This is a genomic window from Pantoea sp. X-Soil-YNGN-785 (assembly GCF_059730585.1).
Window position 1 is genome coordinate 208,511 of record NZ_AP035943.1, and the last position, 23,531, is coordinate 232,041.

Here is a 23,531-nt window from a genome sequence, read left to right on the forward strand (position 1 = left end):
GGGTATACTTCTAAAATACCCAGCTCACAGCCTGCACCTGACAATAATTCCACTCCAATTCGGTTCGCCCGTCATGAGCTTACTCCGATTCGATAATGACACTCAGGTCCCATAAGGCTTAAAAAAAGATCAACAGTACATCTGGCAATTATGTGCAGCTTGCCGGCTGGAGAAACCGGGCATAAGACTTTGTGCTTTCAGTTGTCTGAAGGTTATTGGAATAATTCTCAGATGTCCGCTTTGTGCCAAAAGCGGACAATTTCTTTTAGCCTGAACTGCCTAAGTTGTTTCAGTATCAAAACAGTTAAAAGATGTTTGCAGTAAAACGGTTTTCAGGCAAACCGGAACTGACATCAGATTTTGCTTTCTGTAATTTACCGTCATTTTCAGAAACCGTAGTGAGCCCCATAGACGCTGTGGTGCAATATAGGCGGGCGAAGTTCTCACCGGCCAGTACCGGGCAGGTGCTCTGAATGCCTGGCGACGACAGAATTGCGTCTCTGGTTCCATCCGGCCGGTAGCGGACCACACGACTCCCTCCCCACTCAGCATTCCACAGATAGCCCATAGCATCCACGCAGGACCCATCAGGGGCACCTTCACCTTCGATACTTGTGAATACGCGCTGGTTTTGCAGCGAGGGATAATTACAGCACATGATGCGACCCTGCATCGAGTCACAATAATAGAGGGTGCCGCCATCGGGGCTGAAACAGATGCTGTTAGGAATGGCGACATCGGGCAGTGCAAGCGTCTCAACTGTCAGCGTTGCCGCATTAAGCCTGTGAAATTTACCGATGACTTTCGCGGGAAAACCGTCATCCATTGTTCCAAAGACAAAATTACCGCTACGGTCACATCGTCCATCCCCAATGCGGGTATCCGAGCCTCCCGGTGAGGCGGCTATCGTGGAAAGAAACCCGGTATTGAGGTCGTACAAAGCCAGCCTGGATTCAAGCCCCATCAGCAGAATATGACTTCGGTCAGTCAGAGCAAAGGAACCCAGGCGTTCAGGCAGCGACCAGCGCATTACAGTGTCCTTACTTTCTTCTAATGCCAGCAGTTCGCTGGATTCAATGTCAGTCCAGTAAAGCCTGCGGGTTATTTCACACCACAGGGGACACTCCCCCAGCGTATTTCTGATATCAGCTGCGATTGAAAACATGTGAATCGTCTCTATACATAAAGGTCGTGTTTTTCGCCAGACCAGACCTGCCCCCGCCTGCGTGGTAGCAAACGGGGGAAAGCCCTTACTGCAGAAAACGTGCGGAAAGCCGATCGCCGAAAAGCATGACGGCGAGACCGGCCAGCATTACCAGCATCCCTCCCAGCTTCAGCAACGAGACCGGCCGCCTGACCGCGCCCAGCAGGCCAAAATGGTCTATCACCTGTGATGAGAGCAGCTGTCCGACAATCGCCAGTCCGAGCAGGGCTGAAAAACCAATTTTCGGTGCAAGCACCACGTAGCTGAACAGCGCGCAGGCACCTATCAGTCCGCCTGCCAGACTCCAGACAGGCTGAGAAGGAATGGCAGAAAGGGAGGTAAATAACCCTCCACGCAGCAGCGAGTAAATCCCAAGGCTGAACGCCCCGGCCGTAAAGGAAAACAACGCGGCGGTGACAGAGTCGCCTCCGAGTCCTTTTGCAAGCTGACTGTTCAGGGTCGTCTGCAGGGTAATCCCCAGACCTGCTGCAAAAGCTATCACGTAATAAATCGCGCTCATGCTGTTCGTCTCTGTCAGTTAGCCTGAACCAGCGGCAGGAATTTTTCCGCAAAGATGTCTGGCTCATACCCTGCCGCCGCAAAGATGTGCTCGCGTGATTCATCAATGGCGGCGCGGAGGCGCTCACTGTCCACACCCAGCACTTTGCCGTTTTGCTTGACGATGCGCCCGCCGATCATCACGGTGTCGATGTTACTGCGCTCGGTTGCATGTACCACCGTACCAAACGCATTTCCGTTGGGATAGAGATTGAGGTCAGCCGCGTTAATCAGCACCAGATCAGCCTGTTTACCTGGCGTCAGGCTGCCTACTTTGTCCTGCATTCCTGCACAGAAAGCACCATCGACGGTGGCCGATTTAAGCAGCTGCGCAGCCGGAAGCGTCGTCAGCGAATGCGCTGAATCACAGCAGTGCTGCTTGTGCATCCCCATCACGCGCTGTAGATAGAACGCCACGCGCATTTCCATAAACATGTCTGTGCTGTAAGAGGTTTCATTGTCCACGCTAAGGCCAGGATGGATACCATGACGCTGCGCGGCTTCGATAGCAAACATCCCGCTTTCGATACCATAGTGGGAATCTGAGCGCGGGCAGACATTCACCCGGACACCGGCATCACGCAGGATCTCCCATCCCTCATCAGGTACGGCGGTGCAGTGGTTGAAGATATTGTCCGGACCGAGCAGACCCTGCTGATGCAGTGATTGAAGCTCGGAGGCCATTTCAGCACCAAAGAACTCGGTGACAATCGGCAGCCCCAGCCTGCGCGCCTCAGCCCACAATTCGGGTTCCAGCTGAGCCATGACGCCCAGCGTCACAAGACTACCAGGGTTGTCCGCGAAATATTTTTCCTGCAGGCGCTGCCAGTTGCCAGGCCAGTGCGCCTTATCCCATTCGCCGGCCACCGGTGCGCCCGAAGCATGGATAGCGCGAATACCGGCATCAAGCAGGGCCTCAACGGCGGCATCGGCGTGCGCTGCGGTCCGGCTGTTGTGCGAGTTATCAATCATTGTGGTGATGCCCGCGTCAATCGCGCCCAGCGCCGTAAGAAGGTTACCCACATAGATATCTTCCGGACGGTAATACTTAGCGAACGAAAAGTGCGTGGCGTTGCTGTAGTCGTCCAGACAGGTGGCGTTGGGGTTGATACGGCGCAGCTGACCTTCCCAGGCGTGACGGTGAGAGTCGACCATCCCCGGCATGGCGATCATGTTTGTAGCATCAATGACGTGAGCACCCGGCGCGTGAAGGTTCTGTCCCACGGCGGTAATCGTTGATCCAGTGACAAGAATATCGCCACGGTCAAGGTTTCCTACATTCTCGTCCATACTCAGTATGGTGGCCCCGCGAATCAGCGTTACCGGCGGGTTTTCGTACTGATTATTAACAATATCTCTGTTGTAACCGGTCATTGTCATCGTCTCTTTATGTGTGAACAGGAAAACGATACGCCCTCCGATTAAGTCGAAAAAGATGACTAACGCGTTTTCATAATTCAGAATTAACGAATAATGATGCTTATCACCTTCACAGGATATCCAGGAGAGCAGCCAGATGGATCGCATTCAGGCTATGCAGATTTTTTTAAGGGTGGCTGAGGCCGGAAGCTTTGTGCGGGCAGCGGAAACACTCTCCCTGCCTGCCTCGACGGTGACCAGCACCATCAAAAATCTGGAGAAATATCTGCAGGTGCGTCTGCTGAACCGGACCACTAGACGGGTCAGTCTGACTCCCGAAGGCCTGCAGTATCTGGCGCAGTGCAGAGAAATACTGGCCCTGATCGAACATACGGAAGACAGTCTGGCCGATGCGAACAGACGGCCCCGGGGCCGTCTGCGCGTTGATATGCCCGGAGGAATAGCCCAGTTCGTCGTTATGCCTAATCTGAAAGCGTTCTGCAGCCGGTATCCTGATATCTACCTGATGATCGGCGTCAGCGATCGGCAGGTCGATCTGGTTCAGGAGGGGGTGGATTGCGTAATCAGAACCGGAGAGTTGCTTAACTCAACGCTGGTTGCCCGTCCGCTCGGGCAGTTTCGCTGGATCACCTGTGCCTCTCCAGACTATCTCAGGGCATATGGTATTCCGCAGTCACCTGACGAGTTATCTCATCACCGGGCCATTCACTATTTTTCCGGCCAGAGCCGGCGCACGGACGAACTGCGTTTTGTGCAGGGAACGGAAACGCTGTCTGTCTCCGTCAGCGGGCAGGCCGCCGTCAACGAGACGGGACTTTATATAAAAATGTGCCTTGAAGGGTTCGGACTGGCGCAGCTTGCTGAGAATGTGGTCGCAGAACATCTGCAGAAAGGAACGCTGGTTGAAGTCCTGGCCGACTGGCAGCCGTCGTCTGTTCCTGTCACATTGCTTTACCCCCATCAGCGTTTTCTGTCACCCGCCGTTCGCGCATTTGCAGACTGGATAGATGAAATCGTTAACTGATACCTTCCGGCCGTTACAGACGAAAGTCTGTGTCTGGCGTATGCGTGCATCCCGGAGCAGCGACTTACCGGGGAAAGGGCTATACCCGGACATTCACCTCTACGGGTAAGTGGCACCGCCGTCTGAAGGTGCCAGCCGCATCCGGGCACGCACTCAGCTGAAGTGCCGGAGTAAAATATCTTCCAGAATGCGAAAAACGGTCCTGATGCGCTGCGGTACAAGTGCCTGATAGGGCCGGTAAAGATAAAGCTGCCAGGTTTCCAGTTTCAGTTCCGGCAGGACATTCACCAGCCTGCCATCTTCCAGATATTCCCTGCAGGCCAGATTACTAGACTGGATAACGGCTTTCCCGGCTAAAGCAGCCTGAATCTCAGACTGGGAGTCGGTGGTAAAAAACTCAAGATGGCGCGGTACAAACGTATCGACGCCATCGAGCATATATTCGAATACTTTGCCGGTTTCAGGATTCAGCAGCCCACTGAAAGGATAACGCTGGCGCAGATCGTCGAAGTTTTCCGGCGCACCCAGCTTCTCAACGAGTTCAGGCGATGTCATCAGCGCGTGATGAACGAGCTTGATGGGCCTGATAATAAAGTTCGGATTTGGCTCGCGTTCAATGCGGATCCCCATATCAATGCGGTTCTGTACCGAATCCAGCTTCATCATGTCCAGCCGCCAGTCTATAAACAGCTCAGGATAGGGGCGAAGCGCAGTCAGAAGCTCAAACAGCACCTGTTCGTGTCCGGGAAAGCGGAACAGTGTGATCCTCACAATCCCCTTCATCTCATTGTCATCTCTGGCCGTCTGAAACAGCGCTTGTGAGTCTTCAAGAAGGCGCACAGCCTTTGGCAGGAAAAGTTCGCCAAAGCTGGTCAGCACAATCGATCGGGTATTCCGCTTGAACAGTGGCTCGCCAAGCTGATTTTCCAGCTCAGCAATTGTTCGCGTTACCACGGAGGGAGAAATGGCTAGCTTTACCGCAGCCTCGCGAAAATTCATCGTTTCCGCAGCGGCAACAAAAAATCGCAGAGCATCAAGTTTATTCATGATTATTGTGTTTTAAGCAATTCTGACTTTCAAAATTAACAATTTTTCAGCAATAAATCCAGCCGTATACTTAATCACTCAAAATCATCATCGACTTAAATAAGGGTGAAATAATCATGAAAATTAGAAGGTTAGGTAGCCAGGGGCTTCTGGTCTCAGAGATGGGGCTGGGGTGCATGGGCATGGATCATGGCTATGGTCATTCAGTTGAAATCAAGGAAAGGATAAAGCTGATAGACAAGGCTATTGAGCTGGGTTGCAACCTTTTCGACACTGCCCCTATTTACGGATTTGAAAACGAAGAACTGCTGGGTACTGCTCTCAGTAAACACAGGGAGAGTGTCATCATTGCGACCAAGTTTGGCGTGACCGGAATGGAAAATATCGATGGTCAGCTGGTACCGGTTCTGGACAGTAGCCCGGCGTCTGTTCGAAAGCAGCTGGAAGGTTCTCTTGACCGTCTTAAAACCGATTATATTGACCTGTTTTACCAGCATCGCGTTGATCCCGCGGTTGAGCCGGAAGTGGTCGCAGGATTGATGAAAGAGTTAATCGCCGAAGGGAAAATAAAGTACTGGGGATTGTCTAATGCGCCCGCGTCTTATATCCGGCGCGCCCATGCAGTGTGCCCGGTTACCGCCGTTGAAGATCAGTATTCGATGATGTGGCGTAAGCCTGAGCAGGATCTGTTTACAGTCTGCGACGAACTCGATATCGGCTTTATGGCCTACAGCCCGCTGGGTAATGGATTCCTGAGTGGTCAGGTGACCGCGGATACAACCTATGGTGAGGGCGATTACCGGGGCATGATGGGGCGATTTAAACCCGAGGTAATGGAAAACAACCAGGCGCTTCTTAATCTGATCGCGGACATTGCTGAAAGAAACACTGCAACGTCTGCACAGGTTGTCCTTGCATGGGAACTGGCTCAGAAGCCTTATATCGTACCGATTCCGGGAACAACCAAATTGCACCGGCTGGAAGAGAATTTTAATGCCGCAAAAGTACAGCTCAGTGATGCTGAATTAGATGAAATCAATGCCGCTTTAGCCCGGCTTGATATTGACGAAACCTTTTTTTAAAGACAAGAGATAAGAAAATGAAAACCATAATTGTTGTTACTCATCCAGACATTCATCGTTCCCGTGTTAACTCGGCGCTGGCAAAAAGTGCAGCATCGCTACCCGATACTGAAGTGCGTTATCTGTATGACCTCTATCCGGACGGCAAAATTGACGTAGCCGCTGAACAGGCTGCTCTGGAAAACAGCGACCGTATCGTGCTGCAGTTCCCTATGCAGTGGTACAGCACGCCGCCACTGCTCAAGCAGTGGCTTGATGATGTGCTGACCTACGGCTGGTCACATGGTGGCGAAACACAGGCACTGCGTGACAAACAACTTATGCTGGCCGTTTCGCTGGGTGGTGCAGAGTCTGCTTATCAGCCTGATGGTGCAGCCGGACATGCGGTCAGCGAATATCTGTTGTCCTTTGAAACCATCTCTGGATATCTGGGTATGCGTTATCTTAAACCTTTCATTACCGGCGGTAGTGCGACGATAACCGACGAAGAAATTGCGGCACAGGCTGAACGTTACAAAACGGAATTAGCCTGATTCGCATCAGACCTTCATTTAGTCGATAAAACCCTGAAATGTGCTGTTGCTGACAACAGCACATTTCAAAAGAATATGAAATCCTGTCTTTGTTACCTCCCTGTGACCTGAATAAAGTATATCGGTTGTCACAGACTGGCTCCGCCATCCTGATCTCAGCCTGAAAGGGTGGCTAAATTAACGGCATGGTGGCTGTTCCGGTCAATAATTTATATCCAGCACCTTGTTCAGGCTTAACTTACCCGATATCAATTTCATAGTCTGTTGACTATGATCCGCTCTTTGAGGCGAAGAGTTACGTACCGTACATTCCGCTCTGTGCCAGAAGCGGACATGTTAAGGAATCTCAAAAAACAGGAAAAGTGGCTGTGGCTTAATGTGCAAATCTGCGCGAGCCGATTACACAAAGGAGCACCCCCAGCGTTATCATAATCATCACCGGGCTAACCGTTTCAGACAGCAGCGTTGCCGAAAGTCCGAGACCGAAGAATGGCTGCAGCAATTGTAATTGCCCTACAGCGGCGATGCCCTCAGAGGCCAGCCCCCTGTACCAGAAAATAAAACCGATCAGCATACTGAACAGGGATACATATCCCAGCGCAAGCCATACCGGCAGGCTTATATCACTAATGCCCTCCGGTATTGTCTCAATGGTGGCAACCAACATCACAGGCAGCGCAATGATCAGCGCCCAGCAGATAACCTGCCATCCCCCCAGCTCACGCGTAAGCTTCGCGCCTTCGGCATAGCCGAAGCCACACACTACGACCGAGGCCAGCATCAGCAGATCGCCGGTTGCAGATATAGCCCCAGCCTGGAATAAGGCGAACCCCATCACCAGCAGGCTGCCGGTTACAGAAAATATCCAGAAAGCCAGCCTGGGCCTTTCGCCTCCTCTGACAACGCCAAAAATAGCGGTTGCCATCGGCAGAAGCCCTAAAAACACTATGGAATGAGCCGAGGAAACATGTCGCAGCGCCATTGCTGTCAGAAGAGGAAAACCAACTACTACGGCCAGGGCAACGATAATCAGGGAAATCAGCTGGCTCCGCTGCGGACGTGTCTGTCTCAGGAAAAGAATCAGCATAATGGCCAGAACACCGGCAACTGAAGCACGTAAAAAAGTTAGGAAAAAGGGATCCATTTCCTGTACGGCTATGCGGGTTGCGGGCAAAGAACCACTGAAAATGACCACGCCCGCCAGCCCGCTTAACCAGCCTGACTTCAGACCTGAACGGTTTTTACTTACACTATTTTTTGCCACACCAGACCTCTTTCAGCTCATACAGCGTTTTTAATAAAGTTGACATCCCCCATGCTAAGTTCCAGCATTCATTACAATCAAATAATTGTCATAGATACATTTTATGAAAGCGCGATACAAAATCATCGTGGATGACTTCGCATCCGCTATCCGGGCCGGCACGCTTCTGCCGGGTACACGTCTGCCTACTCACAGAGCGCTGTCGGCTGAAAAACACATGTCTCTTGCAACGGCTACCCGCGTTTACGCTGAGCTGGAAGCCATGGGGCTTGTAAGCGGAGAAACCGGAAGAGGGACTTTCGTCAGGGAGATTTCTCTGCCTGCAGGGCTGGGGTTAGATCAGCATGCAGTGACATCAGATGTGCTCGATCTGAACTTCAACTATCCTTCCCTGCCAGATCAGTCAGAACGGTTACGCGAAGCAATGCGTCAGCTGACCACATCAGGCGACCTGGCTTCCCTGATGCGATACCAGCCTCATGCAGGCAGACAAAGCGACAGAGAGACAATCGCGACATGGCTTCATGGCACCGGCCTGAATACTTCAGCCGATAATATTTTAATCGTTAATGGCGCGCAGCACGGTTTAAGCGTTGCGGTGATGGGGCTGCTGAAGCCAGGCGATGTAATAGCTGTTGACGCGCTGACCTATCCCGGCTTCAAAGCTTTGGCCAGCCTGTACCACCTTGAACTTGTGGCGATACCCGCCAGTGCTGGCGGACCGGATCTGACTGCACTCCGGCGTATCTGCCAGCGCAGGCGCCTCCGTGCGGTTTATACGATGCCGACGCTGCATAACCCGCTTGGCTGGGTGATGAATAATGCCCAGCGTAGCGAACTGGCCCTTATTGCCAGAACGTTCGATCTGCTAATCATAGAAGATGCGGCCTATGCTTTTCTTGTCCGACGTCCTCCACCGCCGCTTGCCACTTATGCGCCTGAAAGAACGGTTTACGTAACCGGTTTTGCCAAGAGCATTGCCACTGGCCTGCGTGTAGGTGCCGTAGTCTGCCCCGCTGGCATGCGTATCGCCCTGGAGCGGGCCATCAGGGCAACGACCTGGAATACCCCCTCTCTCATGGTTTCGATTGTCTGCGGCTGGATTAAGAATGGCACCATAAAGCGCTTTGAGTCGCTGAAAAGACGCGACGCCCGCCAGCGTCAGGCGCTGGCCCGAAAAATTCTTACGAACAGTGAATGGGTAAGTCATGCAAACTCTTATTTTATCTGGTTACTGCTGCCTCAGGAGGTTAGGGCTGACAGACTTGTCCACCGGTTGATGCAGCAAAGCATCTCCGTCTCCACAGCAGAACCGTTCGGCACCTCAGATAGCGTGCCGCATGCTATTCGCCTCGCTCTTGGCTCAGTCACCATGACCCAGCTAAGCGAGGCACTCACTACGATTAAAGAGGCTATTGATTATGAAAAAGATTTATGAACGTGTGTCCGCTTTTCGCTCATAGCGGACACGGGCGTGCACACATGAGCATTGCCGGCTGTGACGGCTTATACTCATCACAGGAGTCATAAATATGTATGCCGGCTGGATGCGCAGGCATTAACAGACAGGAAGCAATGCTGGTCAGAATGGAGCATTTGTATGGCCTTTCAGAATCCCGCTCAGAACTACACCGAAACGCGCCTTAACCTGGGCGATCTCGTTCACCTTTCCCCTCACTCAACCTATCTGATGCGCAGCGAAAGCGACTGCCCCGACGCCGGTATTGTGAAAGGATCCGTACTGGCTATTAATCAAGCACTGAAGCCTGTACACCGCCAGATAATCGTTGCTGAGGTTGACGGGGAAGTGACGCTGAGGCGACTGCTGCTCAATCCGGTTCCCGCCATGCAGGCGCTGGACGCGGACGAAACCGTAACAGTGCTGGATGTGAACCAGACGCTCCCCGTCTGGGGTGTGGTTGCCTATGCGCTCACTGATATGGCCGGGGCGGGATTCAACGGGCCGGCAGGAGAGTAGGGATGTTTGCACTGGCCGATGCCAATAATTTCTACGCCCACTGTGAAACGGTATTCCGGCCCGACCTGCGTGGATAACCCATCGTGGTCGTGTCGAATAACGATGGCTGCTTTATTGCGCGCTCAGCTGAGGCAAAGCGCATGGGCATCAAAATGGCTGCCCCGCTGTTTAAGAATGAGCGCTGATACGGCTGACATAATTGACCCGGCGCTTCGCGGTCTGGGCTCTATCTGGCGGGAGGGCTTCCGCTATGCCAGAGCAGGGGTGATGTTGGGAGATTTTTACCCGTCCGGCATGACGCAGTTTGACCTGTTCAGTGAGCAGCAGCCCCGTGCAAACGCAGATGCTTTAATGGCGGCACTGGAAGGCATTAATCGCTCAGGGAAAGGCAAGGTCTGGTTTGCGGGGCAGTGAGCGCGCGACAGCTTATGGCAGATGAAGCGCGAAAATTTGTCTCCACGCTATAAACGAGTCTGAAAGATATTCCGGGAATAAAAGGATTTAACCTGATGAAGCAAAGGCAGATCGCGAGAGTCGGTCAGTAGTAAAGAGGCTTCAGGCAAAAATATTTTAATCCGAAACCTGTCCGAACAGAGTCGAGAAAAATGCTAACTCTCTGATCATAAAGGGATGCATTGGTAAGCATTGCTATCAACAATGAGCAGGCAATATACGCGTATCTCGTTGAAATAACTTAACTAATCGTTGGCTTTAGGACAAATATGTTTCGTATAGAGTAACGCGTGCGGGCCGATTTGCAAAGCGATGAAATGTTTACCTGCCTGGATCGGCTCTTGATCCAATAAATGCCTCCGCCAGCAGGGACGCCTTAACTGAAAACTGAGCAAGTTATTCCTCACTAAAGAGACTATTTAGCGGATATAAGTCCTGTAAAGCTGCCCATAACTGACCTCATCAGTTCCTGCATCCGCCTTTTTTAACATTGATTGTTCAGCCTGACCCTTCGAAACCAGTGTCACACTCTAAGTCGGTGGAGGACACTGCTCAACGTCTGTTCATCCGTGCGCTGGCCTGACGCCTGACAATAATTACAAGCCAGCTTTCACATACTTCCTGACATCCTTCTTTTCGTTTTGCTGACATACATTTTATTGCTGATTAATTAAACTGCATGTTGAGAATGAACGTTCATTACAGGATTTTTATGAGAAAATTTCAGCGCAGTATCATCGCCGGACTTGTGATGATTGTGGCGGCCTGCGATCAAAACAGTCAGCAGCCAGATGGAAACATGACCACAGAAGTCGGTGTGAAAACATTGCAAACCGAATCTGTGACGCTGGATAGTCAGCTGGCCGGACGCGTAACGGGCAGTATGACGTCAGATGTCAGGCCCCAGGTGGATGGCATCATCCAGAAACGCCTGTTTAGAGAGGGTGAGGAAGTTAAAGCCGGGCAGATTCTTTACCAGATCGATCCCGCCAGCTATCAGGCCAGTTACGATCAGGCCCTGGCACAGCTGAAGAATGCTCAGGCGCTGGTGAAAAGCAGTAAATTAAAAGCCGAACGCTATGCTGCGCTGGTTAAAGAGAATGGTGTGTCACGGCAGGATGCTGATGATGCCCAGGCAACGTATCAGCAGAACGTCGCTTCTGTCGACCAGTATCGCGCTGCCGTGGAAAGTGCCCGTATCAGTCTGAACTACACCCAAATCAAAGCACCGATCAGTGGTCGTATTGGGATCTCATCGGTGACGCCAGGTGCACTGGTCACCGCCAGCCAGACTTCTGCACTGGCAACGATACGCGCGCTCGATCCCATCTACGTCGATCTCACCCAATCCAGTGTGCAACTGCTGAAACTGAAGCGCCAGCAGGCGTCGCTGCAGCAAAGTGCCGATGCCGTTCCCGTGACGGTGAATCTGGAAGATGGTACTGCCTATAAGCATCCCGGAAAGCTGGAGCTGACCGAAGTCTCAGTGGATGAAGCCACGGGTACAGTAACGCTGCGCGCGATCTTCCCTAATCCGCAACATGAACTTCTGCCTGGCATGTACGTTCGCGCCAGCGTCACCAATGGCGTACAGAACGATGCGATTCTGGCGCCGCAGCAGGGAATTACCCGGGATGCGAAGGGCAACGCCACTGCGCTGGTGGTGGATAACCAGAGCAAAGTTGAAAGCCGGGACGTCGTAGCCGATCGCGTGATTGGCAACAAATGGCTGATTACCTCGGGACTGAACCGCGGTGACAAGCTGATTGTGGAAGGCACCGCTAAAGTTCAGCCGGGCATGCGCGTCAAGGCTGTCGAAGTGACGCCAGACGCGAAAGCCGCAACCGGCGAGGGCAAATGATATGCTGGCTCAGTTCTTTATTCGTCGCCCGGTTTTCGCCTGGGTAATCGCCCTGTGCATCATGATGTTCGGCATCCTGAGCATTAACAGCCTGCCGGTGGCGCAATATCCGGATGTGGCACCGCCGCAAATCAGTATTCAGGCAACCTATACCGGTGCTTCTGCTGAAACGCTGGAGAGCAGCGTGACTCAGGTCATTGAGCAGCAGCTTACCGGGCTGGATGGGTTGCTCTATTTCGATGCCACCAGCACTGCCTCCACCGGCCAGGTAAAAATCAACGTCACTTTCCAGCAGGGAACCGACCCGGATATTGCGCAGGTTCAGGTGCAGAACAAGGTTCAGCAGGCCGAGAGCCGCCTGCCGACCGCAGTCACGTCACAGGGTGTGACCGTGCAGAAAGCGCAGAGTGACTTTTTGCTGATCCTGGCGCTGTACGATAAAACCAATAAAAGCAGCTCATCAGATGTCGCCGACTATATGGTGAGTAACATGGAAGACAGCCTGGCGCGTGTGCCGGGAGTAGGCAGCGTTCAGGTATTCGGTGCTGAATATGCGATGCGTATCTGGCTCGATCCCGCCAGGCTGACTTCCTTTTCTCTGATGCCTTCCGACGTCACAACGGCACTTGAGAGTCAGAACACTCAGGTCTCCTCGGGGCAGTTAGGGGCACAACCCGCCAGCAAAGAACAACAGCTGGTGGCGACGGTCCGTTCACGATCCCGACTGCAAACCCCCGAGCAGTTCCGCAATATCGTGCTGAAAAGCCAGGCGGATGGGTCAGTAGTACGACTGAGTGATGTCGCACGCGTTGAGATGGGTAATGAAGATTACAGTTCTAACGTTCTGGCCAACGGTCATCCTGCATCCGGTATTGCCGTGCAGTTGGCGTCAGGTGCCAATGCGCTCTCAACCGCCGAGCAGGTTAAAGCGAAAATTAATGAGTTTCGCAGCACTATGCCTGCGGGCTATGAGATCGCTTATCCGCTCGACAGCACCGATTTCGTTAAAATCTCCATTGAAGAAGTGGTGAAAACGCTCATCGAAGCGGTGATTTTAGTGGTCATCGTGATGTTTGTTTTCCTGCAAAACATCCGTACTACGCTCATCCCGGCGATTGCTGTTCCGGTCGTGCTGCTGGGCACCTTTGGCGTGCTGTCCCTCTTTGGCTACTCGATTAATACCCTCACTATGTTCGGGATGGTGCTTGCCATCGGCTTACTGGTTGATGACGCGATCGTCGTAGTTGAAAACGTCGAACGTGTGATGCGTGAGGAGGGCTTACCCCCGCGTCAGGCGACGGAAAAATCGATGAAGGAGATTACCGGTGCGTTGATTGGTATCGCGATGGTGCTCTCAGCCGTGTTCCTGCCTATGACCTTTTTCAGCGGCTCAACGGGTGTGATCTATCGTCAGTTTTCAATCACCATTGTTTCATCGATGGTGCTGTCGGTGATTGTGGCGCTGACGCTGACGCCCGCACTCTGTGCCACCCTGCTTAAACCGCATAATCACGAAAGCGGCAGCACGGGCTTCTTCGGCTGGTTTAATCGCAGCTATGAAAGAGTCCAGGCACGCTATCAGAATGGTGTTGGTCATGTTGTGAACAGTTCAGTTCGTTATCTGCTTCTGTATGGCGTGCTGTTGATCGGCTGTGCAGTGCTTTATATGCGCCTGCCCACGGGCTTCCTGCCTACTGAAGACCAGGGTTATATCATGGTGCAGTATCAGCTTGCTCCCGGCGCCACGGAAAACCGGACAAGTGACGTGCGTCGTCAGGTTCAGCACTACTTTGCCACCCAGGAGAAAGATAACGTCAACGTCAGCATGCTGGTCAACGGCTTCAGTTTTGCGGGTAATGGTCAGAACGCCGGTATTGGCTTTATCGCGCTGAAGAACTGGAGTGAACGGGAAGGCAGCGAAAACAGTGCTGATGCCATTGCAGGCCGCGCGATGAAGGCGCTGTCGGGCATCCGCGATGCGCAAATTTTTGTACTCACGCCCCCGCCGGTTTCCGGGCTGGGCCAGTCGAATGGCTTCACCTTTGAACTGCAGGCGCGCGGGGCGACCAGTCGCGACGAACTGCTTAAGTTGCGCGATCAGCTGATTGCCGAGGCCAATAAGGATCCCGACCTCAGTGCCGTTCGCGCCAACTCACTGCCGAGCCTGCCACAGCTGGACGTCGACATTGATGACGCTAAAGCCCAGTCGCTGGGTCTGACGATCAGCGATATTAACAGCACCTTAAGTGCGGCGATTGGAGGGAGCTACGTCAATGACTTCACCGACCGTGGTCGTGTGAAAAAAGTCTACATACAGGGGGAACAGCAGTTCCGCAGCAAGCCGGAAGATATTGATCAGTGGTATGTGCGCGGAACGGACAGCAGCAGTAACACTACGATGGTGCCGTTCTCATCCTTTGCCTCGATGAAATGGGCGTATGGTCCGGATGTCCTGTCACGTTATAACGGCCTGGCGTCTTACGAAATTCAGGGTTCGCCGGCCTCCGGCAAAAGTTCGGGGGATGCTATCACCGCGATGGAAAAGCTGGTGGCGAAGTTACCCGTAGGAAACACCTTTGCATGGAGTGGCCTCTCGTATCAGGAAAAACTCTCTGGCAATCAGGCAATGTCGCTCTATGGCATCTCACTGATTGTGGTGTTCCTGTGCCTTGCTGCTTTGTATGAGAGCTGGTCAATACCCTTTTCGGTCATGATGGTGGTGCCATTAGGCGTGATCGGTGCCCTTCTGGCGACGACGCTGCGCGGACTTGAAAACGACGTTTATTTCCAGGTCGCGTTGCTCACTATCATCGGACTCTCGGCGAAGAACGCCATTCTAATCGTGGAATTTGCTGAAGAGCAATATCGCAAAGGAGAGAGTCTGGTCAGGGCCGCGACGCATGCAGCAACGATGCGTTTGCGTCCCATCATCATGACATCACTGGCCTTTACCGCAGGGGTGCTGCCGCTGGCTATCTCGACAGGCGCGGGCGCGAACAGTCGTATCGCCATTGGTACCGGCATTATTGGCGGGACCTTAACCGCGACGCTGCTGGCCATCTTCTTTGTTCCGCTGTTCTTTGTGCTGGTCCGCCGTCTGTTTCCGGCCAGACTGCATGAGGAAACACAGTCTTCAGAATCCGCAGTAAGGGTAAGAGAATAATGACAATATCTGCAAAATGTTTAGCGGTGTTTTTGCCCTGCTTCCTTGCGGGATGTGTTTCGCTCGATCCGCATTATGCACGCCCAGATAATGCCGTAGTTGCCGCAACCCCGGGCGGTGAGGCTTACCGCAACCTGCAACAGAACGCGATTAATTATCGCGATGTGGGCTGGCAGGATTATGTGCAGGATCCCCGGCTTCGTCAGGTTGTCGCAATGGCTCTGGACAATAGCCGCGACCTGCGGGAAGCCGTGGCAAGTGTGAAGTCTGCACATGCACAATATGGTGAGCAGCGGGCTAATCTCTTCCCCACGCTCAGCGCCGATGTGAGTGGAACCCGCTCTCGCGCGCTGACAGGAGAGGGTAATCAGACTGCATTGGGCAACAGTTACTCGGCAGAAGGGAGCGTAAGTTCATTTGAACTGGATCTGTTTGGCAAAAATCAAAGCCTGTCACGCCAGCAGTATGAAACCTATCTCGGCACGCTGGAAGGGGCGCGAAGTACGCGCCTGACCTTACTCTATAACACGGTGGATTACTGGTTACAGCTGGCGGCCGACCGCAGCAATCTTGAGATTGCGAAAGAGACAGCAGAGAGTACGCGCCAGTCACTGGAGGTGACACGCAAACGTCTGCAAAATGGCGTGGCTTCAATGGTGGATGTCGCTTCAGCAGAAACCACCTGGCAGTCTGCACTGTCAGATGTAGCCAGCTATACCACCAGCGTGGCGCAGGATAAGAATGCCCTGGACCTGGTTGTGGGTAAAAGCGTGCCTGATAATCTGCTGCCGCAAAACATCGAATCTGTTGGTCAGGCATTGCGTGACGTGCCGGCGGGTGTTTCATCTGAAGCCCTGATTAATCGTCCTGATGTCTTACAGGCTGAGCATAACCTGAAGGCAGCAAATGCCAATATCGGTGCGGCGCGTGCAAATTTCTTCCCGAGCATCTCACTGACGGCGAGCGGTGGCGTCGGCAGTTCCGATCTCTCTTCACTGTTTAAAAACGGAGCAGGCATCTGGTCTTTTGCGCCCACCATCTCGCTGCCGATCTTTAAAGGTGGCTACAACGTTTCTTACCTGAACTACACCAAAGCGCAAAAAGAGTATTATGTGGCAGTGTATGAAAAGGCGGTGCAAACCGCTTTTCAGGAAGTCGCAGATGCTCTGGCTCGTAAGGGCACCATCACAGATCAGCTGAACAGCCAGCGCAACAATGTTGCTGCTTCACAGACATATTATCATCTGGCCGATCTGCGTTATCAGAATGGGGTGGACACGTATCTGAATGCGTTAACCGCTCAGCGTACGCTCTATACCGCCAGAACCAGTCTGGTCAGCGCTGAGCAGGCGTACTATCAAAATCTGAACACGTTTTACAAGGTGATGGGCGGCGGCACGGCGTTGCAGGAGTCGCAACTGAAAATGTAAAAAAGGGTGCGCATTCAGGAGGGAATGCGCACCCATGTTAAAGCGTAATCTCAGCGTAAATTTCAGGAGATGAGAAGGTGAAATCATCATATCTGATGTCTGAATTTCCGGCTGATATGTTCTCGCACCCCTGCCTCGGTTATCATTGGAGAATTAATATCAGGGCTAGTGTGACGTCAGTTAACAGGAGGTTATTTGAGCAGGTCAGACAGTAAGGATTTCCTGCAGCAGCGACAGCAGCAGATCATTTCGGCAGCGAAAAACTGTTTCAGTCGCTCTGGCTTTCATGGTGCCAGCATGGCTGACATAAGCCTTGAGTCAGGTCTGGGTGCCGGGCAGATTTATCGCTATTACAGTAGCAAAGAATCAATTGTCAGTGAGACGATAAAAAGTATCGCAGAAAACTGGCGAATGTTTTTACTTAAAAATCTTCAGCTACAAACCAGCGTCTCAAATATTATCAATACGGAATCCGACTTCTGGCGGGACTGGTCTTTCAGGGATCGTTGTTTACTGCTGGAAATGTATTCAGAGGCATCACGTAATAAATCAGTTCGCGCGTTGCTTGCACATGAAGAACAATTGCTTTTTACAGAGCTGGAAGAGGTTTTTAAGCGGCAGATGCCAGCAGCGACCCCTGAAGAGCGTAGTGACCGTATTCAGTTTTTGCTGATGCTGGTGGATGGTGTGGCCTGTCGTACGTTTGGCGACAAACACCTTAATCAGCAGGAGTTAGCGCGGATTAACACCCTTCTCGCCGGCCATCTTTTCTCGTGAGTCAGGCGACACCGTTCTGATTAATGTCATGACTGATGACATCCAGGAATGACATCACGCGGCCATCGATTTCACGCTGTTTCATATAGCGGCGAATAATCATACCGTCTATGATCAGTGACATAATATACAGGCGTGTCTGGATAATCTCAGCATCCAGCGACGGATTAAGCACCTGCTCCTGAGTAATAAAGTTCTCTTTCAAAGTCTGCCAGGCATCGTAAATAATCTGACGGATCCGCTCATTACGTGTGGCTTCTGCAGATATATCAATGAGCAGTACAATGCTTTTTTCAACGTCGACTGACACAACGCCGTGCGCAGAATGGGCGACGTTACCTGCATGAGCAAGATTGTCGAGAGCCTTTTTGAGTGAATCAATCATCCGTTGCACCACGTTTTTAATCAGTGCTTCGATAATCGCTTCTTTATTTTTATAATATTTATAAATCAGACCGACGCTGACATTTGCCTGTCGGGCTATATTCTGAACCGATGTCTGATAAAAGCCTTTCTGTCGCATGCAGTATTCTGCTGCCTCAAGAATTTCCTCGCTACGATTCATAATAACACTCACATTATAAAAATATTACTCTACCTCCTTTCACTTAGCATGGCTATACGTCGACGTTCCCGACTCCCGCATGGCCTGCCGCTATCCGTATGTGCACGTTACGCGCAGAGCCTGATAATCAGCAGGAATCGGCCATTGCGGCGATGCGATCAACACGGCATTAGCCAGGTCTGTTTCAGGTATTTATCCCGCAAAAGCGAATGCCGGAGATGAATGTGATTTAGCGGTGACCACTCTGGTGCAGTCGCTCACTCGGGTACGCTCTCCATTCTTCCCAGCATTTTTCAGGATTGATATCAAAGTAACCGCGGCATTCCGCCATTGTAAAAGCAACATCACGCGCTACTTCAATACAGGTGGCACTATCTTTGATGCTGCTGACTTCCTCCTCTGTAAGCGGGCTTCCTTTCTCATTCTCTTTGTTCAGCAAGAGTGGAATGAGGGCAGGTATATAAACGAGGCTCATTATTTATTTTCCTGATGGTTAAATATCACGCTGTTACTAATAACCGAAATCACATAGCTCCTTAATGACGGGCTGTACATTGCAGTTGCTCAGTAACACCGATCCAACGTCGTTCTTCGGTCGACAGGCTCAGCAAGCAATAATTACTTCCAGGGCAGAGAGGCAAATTTGGGTAATCTGGCTGGCCATCAGCAAAGCTGAACGCCTCGTAGCCCTGGTTATTCGGTTCTCTTCATTTCCTTTACTACATTCTCGACAGCTGGCGCGATATCTTCAGCCAGAAAGTTAATATTTTGATCATGACTTAATCAACACCGGACTATCCTTATGCCAGGAGGTGCCTATGTGTGGACGGTTTGCGCAGTACAGTAGCCGGGACGATTACTTCGACTCTTTGGGACTCAAGCCCAATGAAATCATTTATGATCCGGAGCCGATAGGGCGTTTCAACGTTGCGCCAGGTACCAACGTGCTGCTGCTCAATGAGCGGGACGATGAATTTCACCTGGACCCGGTTTACTGGGGCTACGGTCCTGAGTGGTGGAATAAGCAGCCGCTAATCAACGCCCGAAGTGAAACAGCCCCAACCGGGCGTATGTTTAAGCCGCTATGGGAGCAGGGACGCGCCATTGTTCCTGCCGATGGCTGGTATGAGTGGAAGCGTGAGGGTGACAGGAAACAGCCATACTTTATTCATCACAAAGAAAAGGAACCGCTGTTTTTTGCCGCTATTGGCCGGGCGCCTTATGGTAAGGACCATGGACTGGAGGGATTTGTTATCGTCACTGCGGCGAGCAATAAAGGCATGGTTGATATTCATGACCGCCGGCCACTGGTTTTACGGGCGGACGCGGTTCGGGAGTGGCTCAGTGTTGAAACCTCATCACAGCGGGCGCAGGACATTGCCCATGAAGCCGCATTACCCGAGAAGGATTTCACCTGGCACCCTTTTTCAGCCAAAGTCGGGAACATCCATAATCAGGGCGAGACGCTTATTAAAGAGATAAATCCTGAAGGCACATGAAGCGCAGGTGAGAGATACACAACGCAATCTGCGATATTGAGCGTTAATGATTGTCATCACCCAGAAAAACGTTCAGCTTAATGACGTTTGCGATCGCTCATCTTCACACCAAATACACAAAAGCCCAGTAAATCCTTGGCTTCATCTTCCACCCGGGTCACCATGACCAGATCGGACGAGCCGTCGGGCAGCACAACCTCATAAGGTGGATAAGGGAGTCCTTTCAATCGGAATTCCTGCAGCCAGAGTAGTTTTTCCGCCTGTGACGGAATAACTTCATAAATATATTTATGGATAAGATCCTGCGGAGCCCAGCCGACCCGTTCGGCAAACGTGTCGCTGGCATCAACAATCACTAATTCCGGATTAAGAAAGCAAATGGACGTGCCGGGAATCGCATACATGGATGAAATCTGATGTGCTCGCTGATCGAGGGAAAGACGCGCAACCCGCCGGAGAGATCCTTTATCCGGTACTGCATTAAGCATTCGGCAGCTTTCCGCTCCTGAGACCGGCTTCCCGAACAAATAGCCCTGCGCATAGAGGCAACCTATCCCCCTTAGCATTTCAGCCTGTTCTTCGGTTTCCACGCCCTCCGCGATCACATCCATATCAAGGCTCCGGCCCAGACCGGCGACGCTGGAAATGATTTTGCGGCTGTCTTTTTTGTGCAGCATGGAGCGAATAAAACTGCTGTCAATTTTAAGCGTGTTAACCGGTAACTGAATCAGCCAGGCGAGGCTGGAATAGCCTGTTCCAAAATCATCCATTGCTATCGTACAGCCCATACCCGACAACGCTTCAATCTCCGTCCGGGCGGTATTGATGTCATTTAACAGGGCTGTTTCAGTAATCTCAATCTTCAGCCTTGCGAGATCGAACTGAAATTCACGGGCTGTATTCCTTATAATTTCAGTAAGATACCTGCCATCAAGCTGTGAAGGAGAAACGTTCATTGATAAAAACTGCTGTTCTGGCCATGTGGCAGCAACTTTGAAACCCTGTGCCATAAGGCTGAGCATCAGCTCGTCGAGCAGACCACTTCGCTCCATGGCCGGAATGAAGTCTGCTGGAGGCGTAACAATACCCTCCGGGGATATGTGCCGCGCGAGCATCTCAAACCCCATCACGCGCAAATCTTCCAGAGAAACTATAGGCTGAAAAAACGGGTGAAACTCGCCCAGCTTAATACGCTGCTGCAGAAGTTCGCGCGTTTCATCATTCTTGACACCAGGTTTCATTTCATTCCCGTAAATACATGATTTTCAGCCTGTTAACGATAATGTCTCTGCAAATCAGGCTTTATAAACTCAGCGAACTCTATCGACGGTCGCATACTATTTTAATCTTTTTTCAGCATAATCATTATGATAACCAGTTTCATATGCTGGCTTACTGTTTAATTCGGCAATATTTTATTACATTCGCTGTGTGTTCATATCTTATGCTGGCGAGTAAGACTACTTACTCACTATCGTTATCGGCCTGGAATTACTTTTCATTACATCGTAATAGCATGACACCGACGCGGGTATTGACCCACATTTAAAATGGTCGTTTAGCTTATAGCAGATGAATAAGATTTAGTGGGAAAAAGTTACCTCTAATCGTTTTGATAATAAACAGGGTAAATAACGATACAGGCTGACAATGAATATTAGCAAAGGTAATGAGTCCTAAAGTCATAAAACTGATAAAGGTTTTAATCATTGAAGTTTCAATGTGTGCACAACTGTCAAATAATGAGGTTTCTTAATGACCATTCATATCGTCATCCCGGATGATTATCAGTTTGCCACTCAAAAACTGGATTTTCTCCACAGTAATAACAACTTTCACTGCGCTGCACTGGGCGATCTCAGCAGAGACCCGATGGCAGATGAAAAGCTGTCATCGGCTGAATCATTAATACTTATCCGCGAAAGGACTGTCATTGACGAAGCCTTTCTGCAACGCACGCCACATCTTAAATTGATCAGTCAGACGGGTAAGCTGGCGAGAAATGTTGATATCGATGCCTGTACACGGGCAGGTGTCGCCCTTGTGGAAGGGAGTGGCTCTCCGGTTGCACCTGCTGAGCTGACCTGGCTGTTGATCATGAACTCCCGCCGAAAATTTGTCTCGTCGGTCAATGCAATGGCCGAAGGGCACTGGCAAACAGAAATCGGATCTGCGGTTCACAATCAGGTCATCGGCATTCTGGGCTATGGAAAAATTGGTAAACGTCTTGCTTCCTATGCCGCCGTTTTTGGCATGCAGGTGCAGGTATGGGGAAGTCTCCGTGCGCAGGAAGAGGCACGAGCAGACGGATGGACGGTCCCCGAAAGCCGTGAGCAATTTTTCGCCACCAGCGATGTGTTAACCGTGCACCAGCGACTGGTGGCTGCGACGCAAGGCAACATCACGCCAGCCGATCTCGCGCTGATGAAAACTGATGCGTTATTTGTGAATACCAGCCGGGCTGAACTGGTTTATGACGGCGCGTTGCAGAATGCCCTGACACAGGGGCGGCCTGGATTTGCGGCACTGGATGTTTATGAAGAGGAACCGATCTACAACACCCGGCATCCTTACCTGCAGATGCCGAATGTGCTGTGTACACCACATCTGGGATATGTGGAGAAGGCCAGCTATGCGCTCTATTTCAGAGCGGCATTTGATAATGTTGTGCGTTATTTTAGCGGTGACAGGTCGCATGTGATTAATGGCTGAAGCTTTAATGCATGAGATTAGCTTTAATATCTTTAGTCCGGTGAACATTATTCCGTATTAAGCTGATTACTTCCTGTCTCTGCTCCATACCTGACTCTGGCTGTCGGCAGTTGCAACAAAAAGCGTATATGCTTTCATTGGTCCTTATGATGAGGAGTATTACTAATGAGAACGCCTGATTATCCCTCACAGGATTCAGATAAATGGGCACAGGTAGACGCCTGGTTTTCTGAAAAACTCGCACCACAAGAACCTGAGCTGATTAATGCTCTTCATAACAACGTTAAACAGGGTTTACCGACACACGATGTTTCTGCTTTACAGGGAAAAATGCTGTCCATCTTCATCCAGATGTCACGCGCTGTGCGCGTTCTGGAAATTGGTACGCTTGGTGGCTACAGCACCCTATGGATGGCCAGGGCTTTGCCGCCACATGGACGCGTAACAACGATTGAGTTCAATAAACATCATGCACAAGTGGCCCGCCAGAATATAAGCAATGCCGGGCTGACTGAACGCGTGATGCTGCACACGGGTACTGCACTGGATATCCTGCCCACTCTTAAAGGCCCCTTTGACCTGATTTTTATCGACGCCGATAAGGTGAATAATCCACATTATCTGGAATGGGCAATCAGATTATCACGTGCAGGTAGCGTTATTGTGGGTGACAACACGGTGCGCGGCGGCAGCATTATTGATTCTGAAAGTGATGATCCAAATGTCAGTGGCCTGCGAAATTTTATTGAGATGATCTCTGAGGATAAGCGACTTGATGCCACGGCGATTCAGACCGTGGGTGAAAAGGGCTGGGATGGGTTCGTGCTGGCTTTCGTCAGGACGGCATAGTTCATCTCCGGAAAAATCAAAGTCATCACAAGCTCATAATATTTACTTTCCTGACCAGCCTTTACCTGACGCTATTCTTAGTGATGCAGTTTAATGATATTAAAGGAATTCGCTCTTCACTCCAGGCCCGCCAGATAGCAGCCCGCCAGAAT

At 51.4% G+C, this 23,531-nt stretch carries 21 protein-coding genes and 1 pseudogene; 14 read left to right on the top strand and 8 right to left on the bottom strand.

Translation table 11 applies throughout. The features are described 5' to 3' along the window. Positions 1–304 precede the first annotated feature (304 nt). The 3 genes from AC6I8E_RS19630 to AC6I8E_RS19640 form a co-directional block, all read right to left on the bottom strand. A complete protein-coding gene (locus AC6I8E_RS19630) occupies positions 305–1,165 on the bottom strand; it encodes an SMP-30/gluconolactonase/LRE family protein (protein ID WP_140029420.1) in 861 nt (286 codons plus the stop codon). Between the two features lie 85 nt (positions 1,166–1,250). Continuing rightward, positions 1,251–1,724, bottom strand: coding sequence for a DMT family transporter (locus tag AC6I8E_RS19635; RefSeq protein WP_140029421.1), 474 nt, complete (start codon positions 1,722–1,724; stop codon positions 1,251–1,253). Positions 1,725–1,738: 14 nt separating this feature from the next. Then, on the bottom strand, positions 1,739–3,136 hold the full coding sequence (locus tag AC6I8E_RS19640; RefSeq protein ID WP_140029422.1) for an amidohydrolase family protein: 1,398 nt from the start codon (positions 3,134–3,136) through the stop codon (positions 1,739–1,741). A 142-nt stretch (positions 3,137–3,278) separates the two neighbouring features. On the opposite strand from AC6I8E_RS19640, the gene AC6I8E_RS19645 reads away from it, so the two are divergent. Then, on the top strand, positions 3,279–4,166 hold the full coding sequence (locus tag AC6I8E_RS19645) for a LysR family transcriptional regulator (protein WP_140029423.1): 888 nt from the start codon (positions 3,279–3,281) through the stop codon (positions 4,164–4,166). A gap of 153 nt (positions 4,167–4,319) precedes the next feature. On the opposite strand, the gene AC6I8E_RS19650 is transcribed toward AC6I8E_RS19645, so the two are convergent. Then, on the bottom strand, positions 4,320–5,213 hold the full coding sequence (locus AC6I8E_RS19650; protein WP_140029424.1) for a LysR family transcriptional regulator: 894 nt from the start codon (positions 5,211–5,213) through the stop codon (positions 4,320–4,322). 116 nt (positions 5,214–5,329) lie between these two features. Here AC6I8E_RS19650 and AC6I8E_RS19655 point away from each other — a divergent pair, with 116 nt between their 5' ends. Both AC6I8E_RS19655 and AC6I8E_RS19660 read left to right on the top strand, forming a co-directional pair. Further along, positions 5,330–6,295 carry an aldo/keto reductase gene (locus tag AC6I8E_RS19655; RefSeq protein ID WP_140029425.1) on the top strand — a complete coding sequence of 322 codons (966 nt, stop codon included), beginning with the start codon at positions 5,330–5,332 and terminating at the stop codon, positions 6,293–6,295. Between the two features lie 17 nt (positions 6,296–6,312). Beyond that, positions 6,313–6,828, top strand: a complete 516-nt coding sequence (locus tag AC6I8E_RS19660; protein ID WP_140029426.1) for an NAD(P)H-dependent oxidoreductase — start codon at positions 6,313–6,315, stop codon at positions 6,826–6,828. A 373-nt stretch (positions 6,829–7,201) separates the two neighbouring features. Here AC6I8E_RS19660 and AC6I8E_RS19665 read toward each other — a convergent pair whose 3' ends face one another. Further along, positions 7,202–8,092 (bottom strand): DMT family transporter, encoded by an 891-nt coding sequence (locus AC6I8E_RS19665; RefSeq protein ID WP_140029427.1) that lies wholly within the window; start codon positions 8,090–8,092, stop codon positions 7,202–7,204. A 103-nt stretch (positions 8,093–8,195) separates the two neighbouring features. Here AC6I8E_RS19665 and AC6I8E_RS19670 point away from each other — a divergent pair, with 103 nt between their 5' ends. From AC6I8E_RS19670 to AC6I8E_RS19705, 8 genes and pseudogenes are all read left to right on the top strand, one after another. Beyond that, positions 8,196–9,530, top strand: coding sequence for an aminotransferase-like domain-containing protein (locus AC6I8E_RS19670; RefSeq protein WP_140029428.1), 1,335 nt, complete (start codon positions 8,196–8,198; stop codon positions 9,528–9,530). A 162-nt stretch (positions 9,531–9,692) separates the two neighbouring features. Further along, positions 9,693–10,070 carry a S24 family peptidase gene (locus tag AC6I8E_RS19675; RefSeq protein ID WP_140029429.1) on the top strand — a complete coding sequence of 126 codons (378 nt, stop codon included), beginning with the start codon at positions 9,693–9,695 and terminating at the stop codon, positions 10,068–10,070. A 2-nt stretch (positions 10,071–10,072) separates the two neighbouring features. Then, positions 10,073–10,243 (top strand): annotated as a pseudogene (locus AC6I8E_RS19680) (Y-family DNA polymerase); the annotation flags it as partial. A gap of 1 nt (position 10,244) precedes the next feature. Beyond that, complete coding sequence (locus AC6I8E_RS19685; RefSeq protein ID WP_258196019.1) at positions 10,245–10,484, top strand: DNA polymerase Y subunit UmuC family protein; 240 nt, start codon at positions 10,245–10,247, stop codon at positions 10,482–10,484. 751 nt (positions 10,485–11,235) lie between these two features. Next, positions 11,236–12,384, top strand: a complete 1,149-nt coding sequence (locus AC6I8E_RS19690) for an efflux RND transporter periplasmic adaptor subunit (RefSeq protein WP_312216083.1) — start codon at positions 11,236–11,238, stop codon at positions 12,382–12,384. Between the two features lies 1 nt (position 12,385). Beyond that, positions 12,386–15,547: an efflux RND transporter permease subunit gene (locus AC6I8E_RS19695; protein ID WP_418163279.1), complete on the top strand. Its 3,162-nt coding sequence runs from the start codon at positions 12,386–12,388 to the stop codon at positions 15,545–15,547. After that, positions 15,547–16,977: an efflux transporter outer membrane subunit gene (locus AC6I8E_RS19700; RefSeq protein ID WP_418163280.1), complete on the top strand. Its 1,431-nt coding sequence runs from the start codon at positions 15,547–15,549 to the stop codon at positions 16,975–16,977. The genes AC6I8E_RS19695 and AC6I8E_RS19700 overlap by 1 nt, the downstream gene beginning before the upstream one ends. A gap of 195 nt (positions 16,978–17,172) precedes the next feature. Then, a complete protein-coding gene (locus tag AC6I8E_RS19705) occupies positions 17,173–17,754 on the top strand; it encodes a TetR/AcrR family transcriptional regulator (protein ID WP_107320284.1) in 582 nt (193 codons plus the stop codon). Position 17,755: 1 nt separating this feature from the next. Here AC6I8E_RS19705 and AC6I8E_RS19710 read toward each other — a convergent pair whose 3' ends face one another. Further along, on the bottom strand, positions 17,756–18,319 hold the full coding sequence (locus AC6I8E_RS19710) for a TetR/AcrR family transcriptional regulator (RefSeq protein ID WP_107320285.1): 564 nt from the start codon (positions 18,317–18,319) through the stop codon (positions 17,756–17,758). A gap of 229 nt (positions 18,320–18,548) precedes the next feature. Then, positions 18,549–18,794 (bottom strand): hypothetical protein, encoded by a 246-nt coding sequence (locus tag AC6I8E_RS19715; RefSeq protein ID WP_497824879.1) that lies wholly within the window; start codon positions 18,792–18,794, stop codon positions 18,549–18,551. A 343-nt stretch (positions 18,795–19,137) separates the two neighbouring features. Here AC6I8E_RS19715 and AC6I8E_RS19720 point away from each other — a divergent pair, with 343 nt between their 5' ends. Further along, on the top strand, positions 19,138–19,818 hold the full coding sequence (locus AC6I8E_RS19720) for an SOS response-associated peptidase family protein (protein ID WP_497824880.1): 681 nt from the start codon (positions 19,138–19,140) through the stop codon (positions 19,816–19,818). Positions 19,819–19,895: 77 nt separating this feature from the next. Here the strand turns inward: AC6I8E_RS19720 and AC6I8E_RS19725 are convergent, their stop codons facing one another. Continuing rightward, positions 19,896–21,059, bottom strand: coding sequence for an EAL domain-containing protein (locus tag AC6I8E_RS19725; RefSeq protein ID WP_110332176.1), 1,164 nt, complete (start codon positions 21,057–21,059; stop codon positions 19,896–19,898). Positions 21,060–21,573: 514 nt separating this feature from the next. Between AC6I8E_RS19725 and AC6I8E_RS19730 the strand changes: the two genes are divergently transcribed. Both AC6I8E_RS19730 and AC6I8E_RS19735 read left to right on the top strand, forming a co-directional pair. Next, positions 21,574–22,530, top strand: a complete 957-nt coding sequence (locus tag AC6I8E_RS19730; protein ID WP_497824881.1) for a D-2-hydroxyacid dehydrogenase family protein — start codon at positions 21,574–21,576, stop codon at positions 22,528–22,530. Positions 22,531–22,695: 165 nt separating this feature from the next. Then, the gene (locus AC6I8E_RS19735) at positions 22,696–23,379 is read left to right on the top strand and encodes an O-methyltransferase (protein ID WP_147788803.1); all 684 of its coding nucleotides are present in this window, start codon (positions 22,696–22,698) and stop codon (positions 23,377–23,379) included. Positions 23,380–23,531 lie beyond the last annotated feature (152 nt).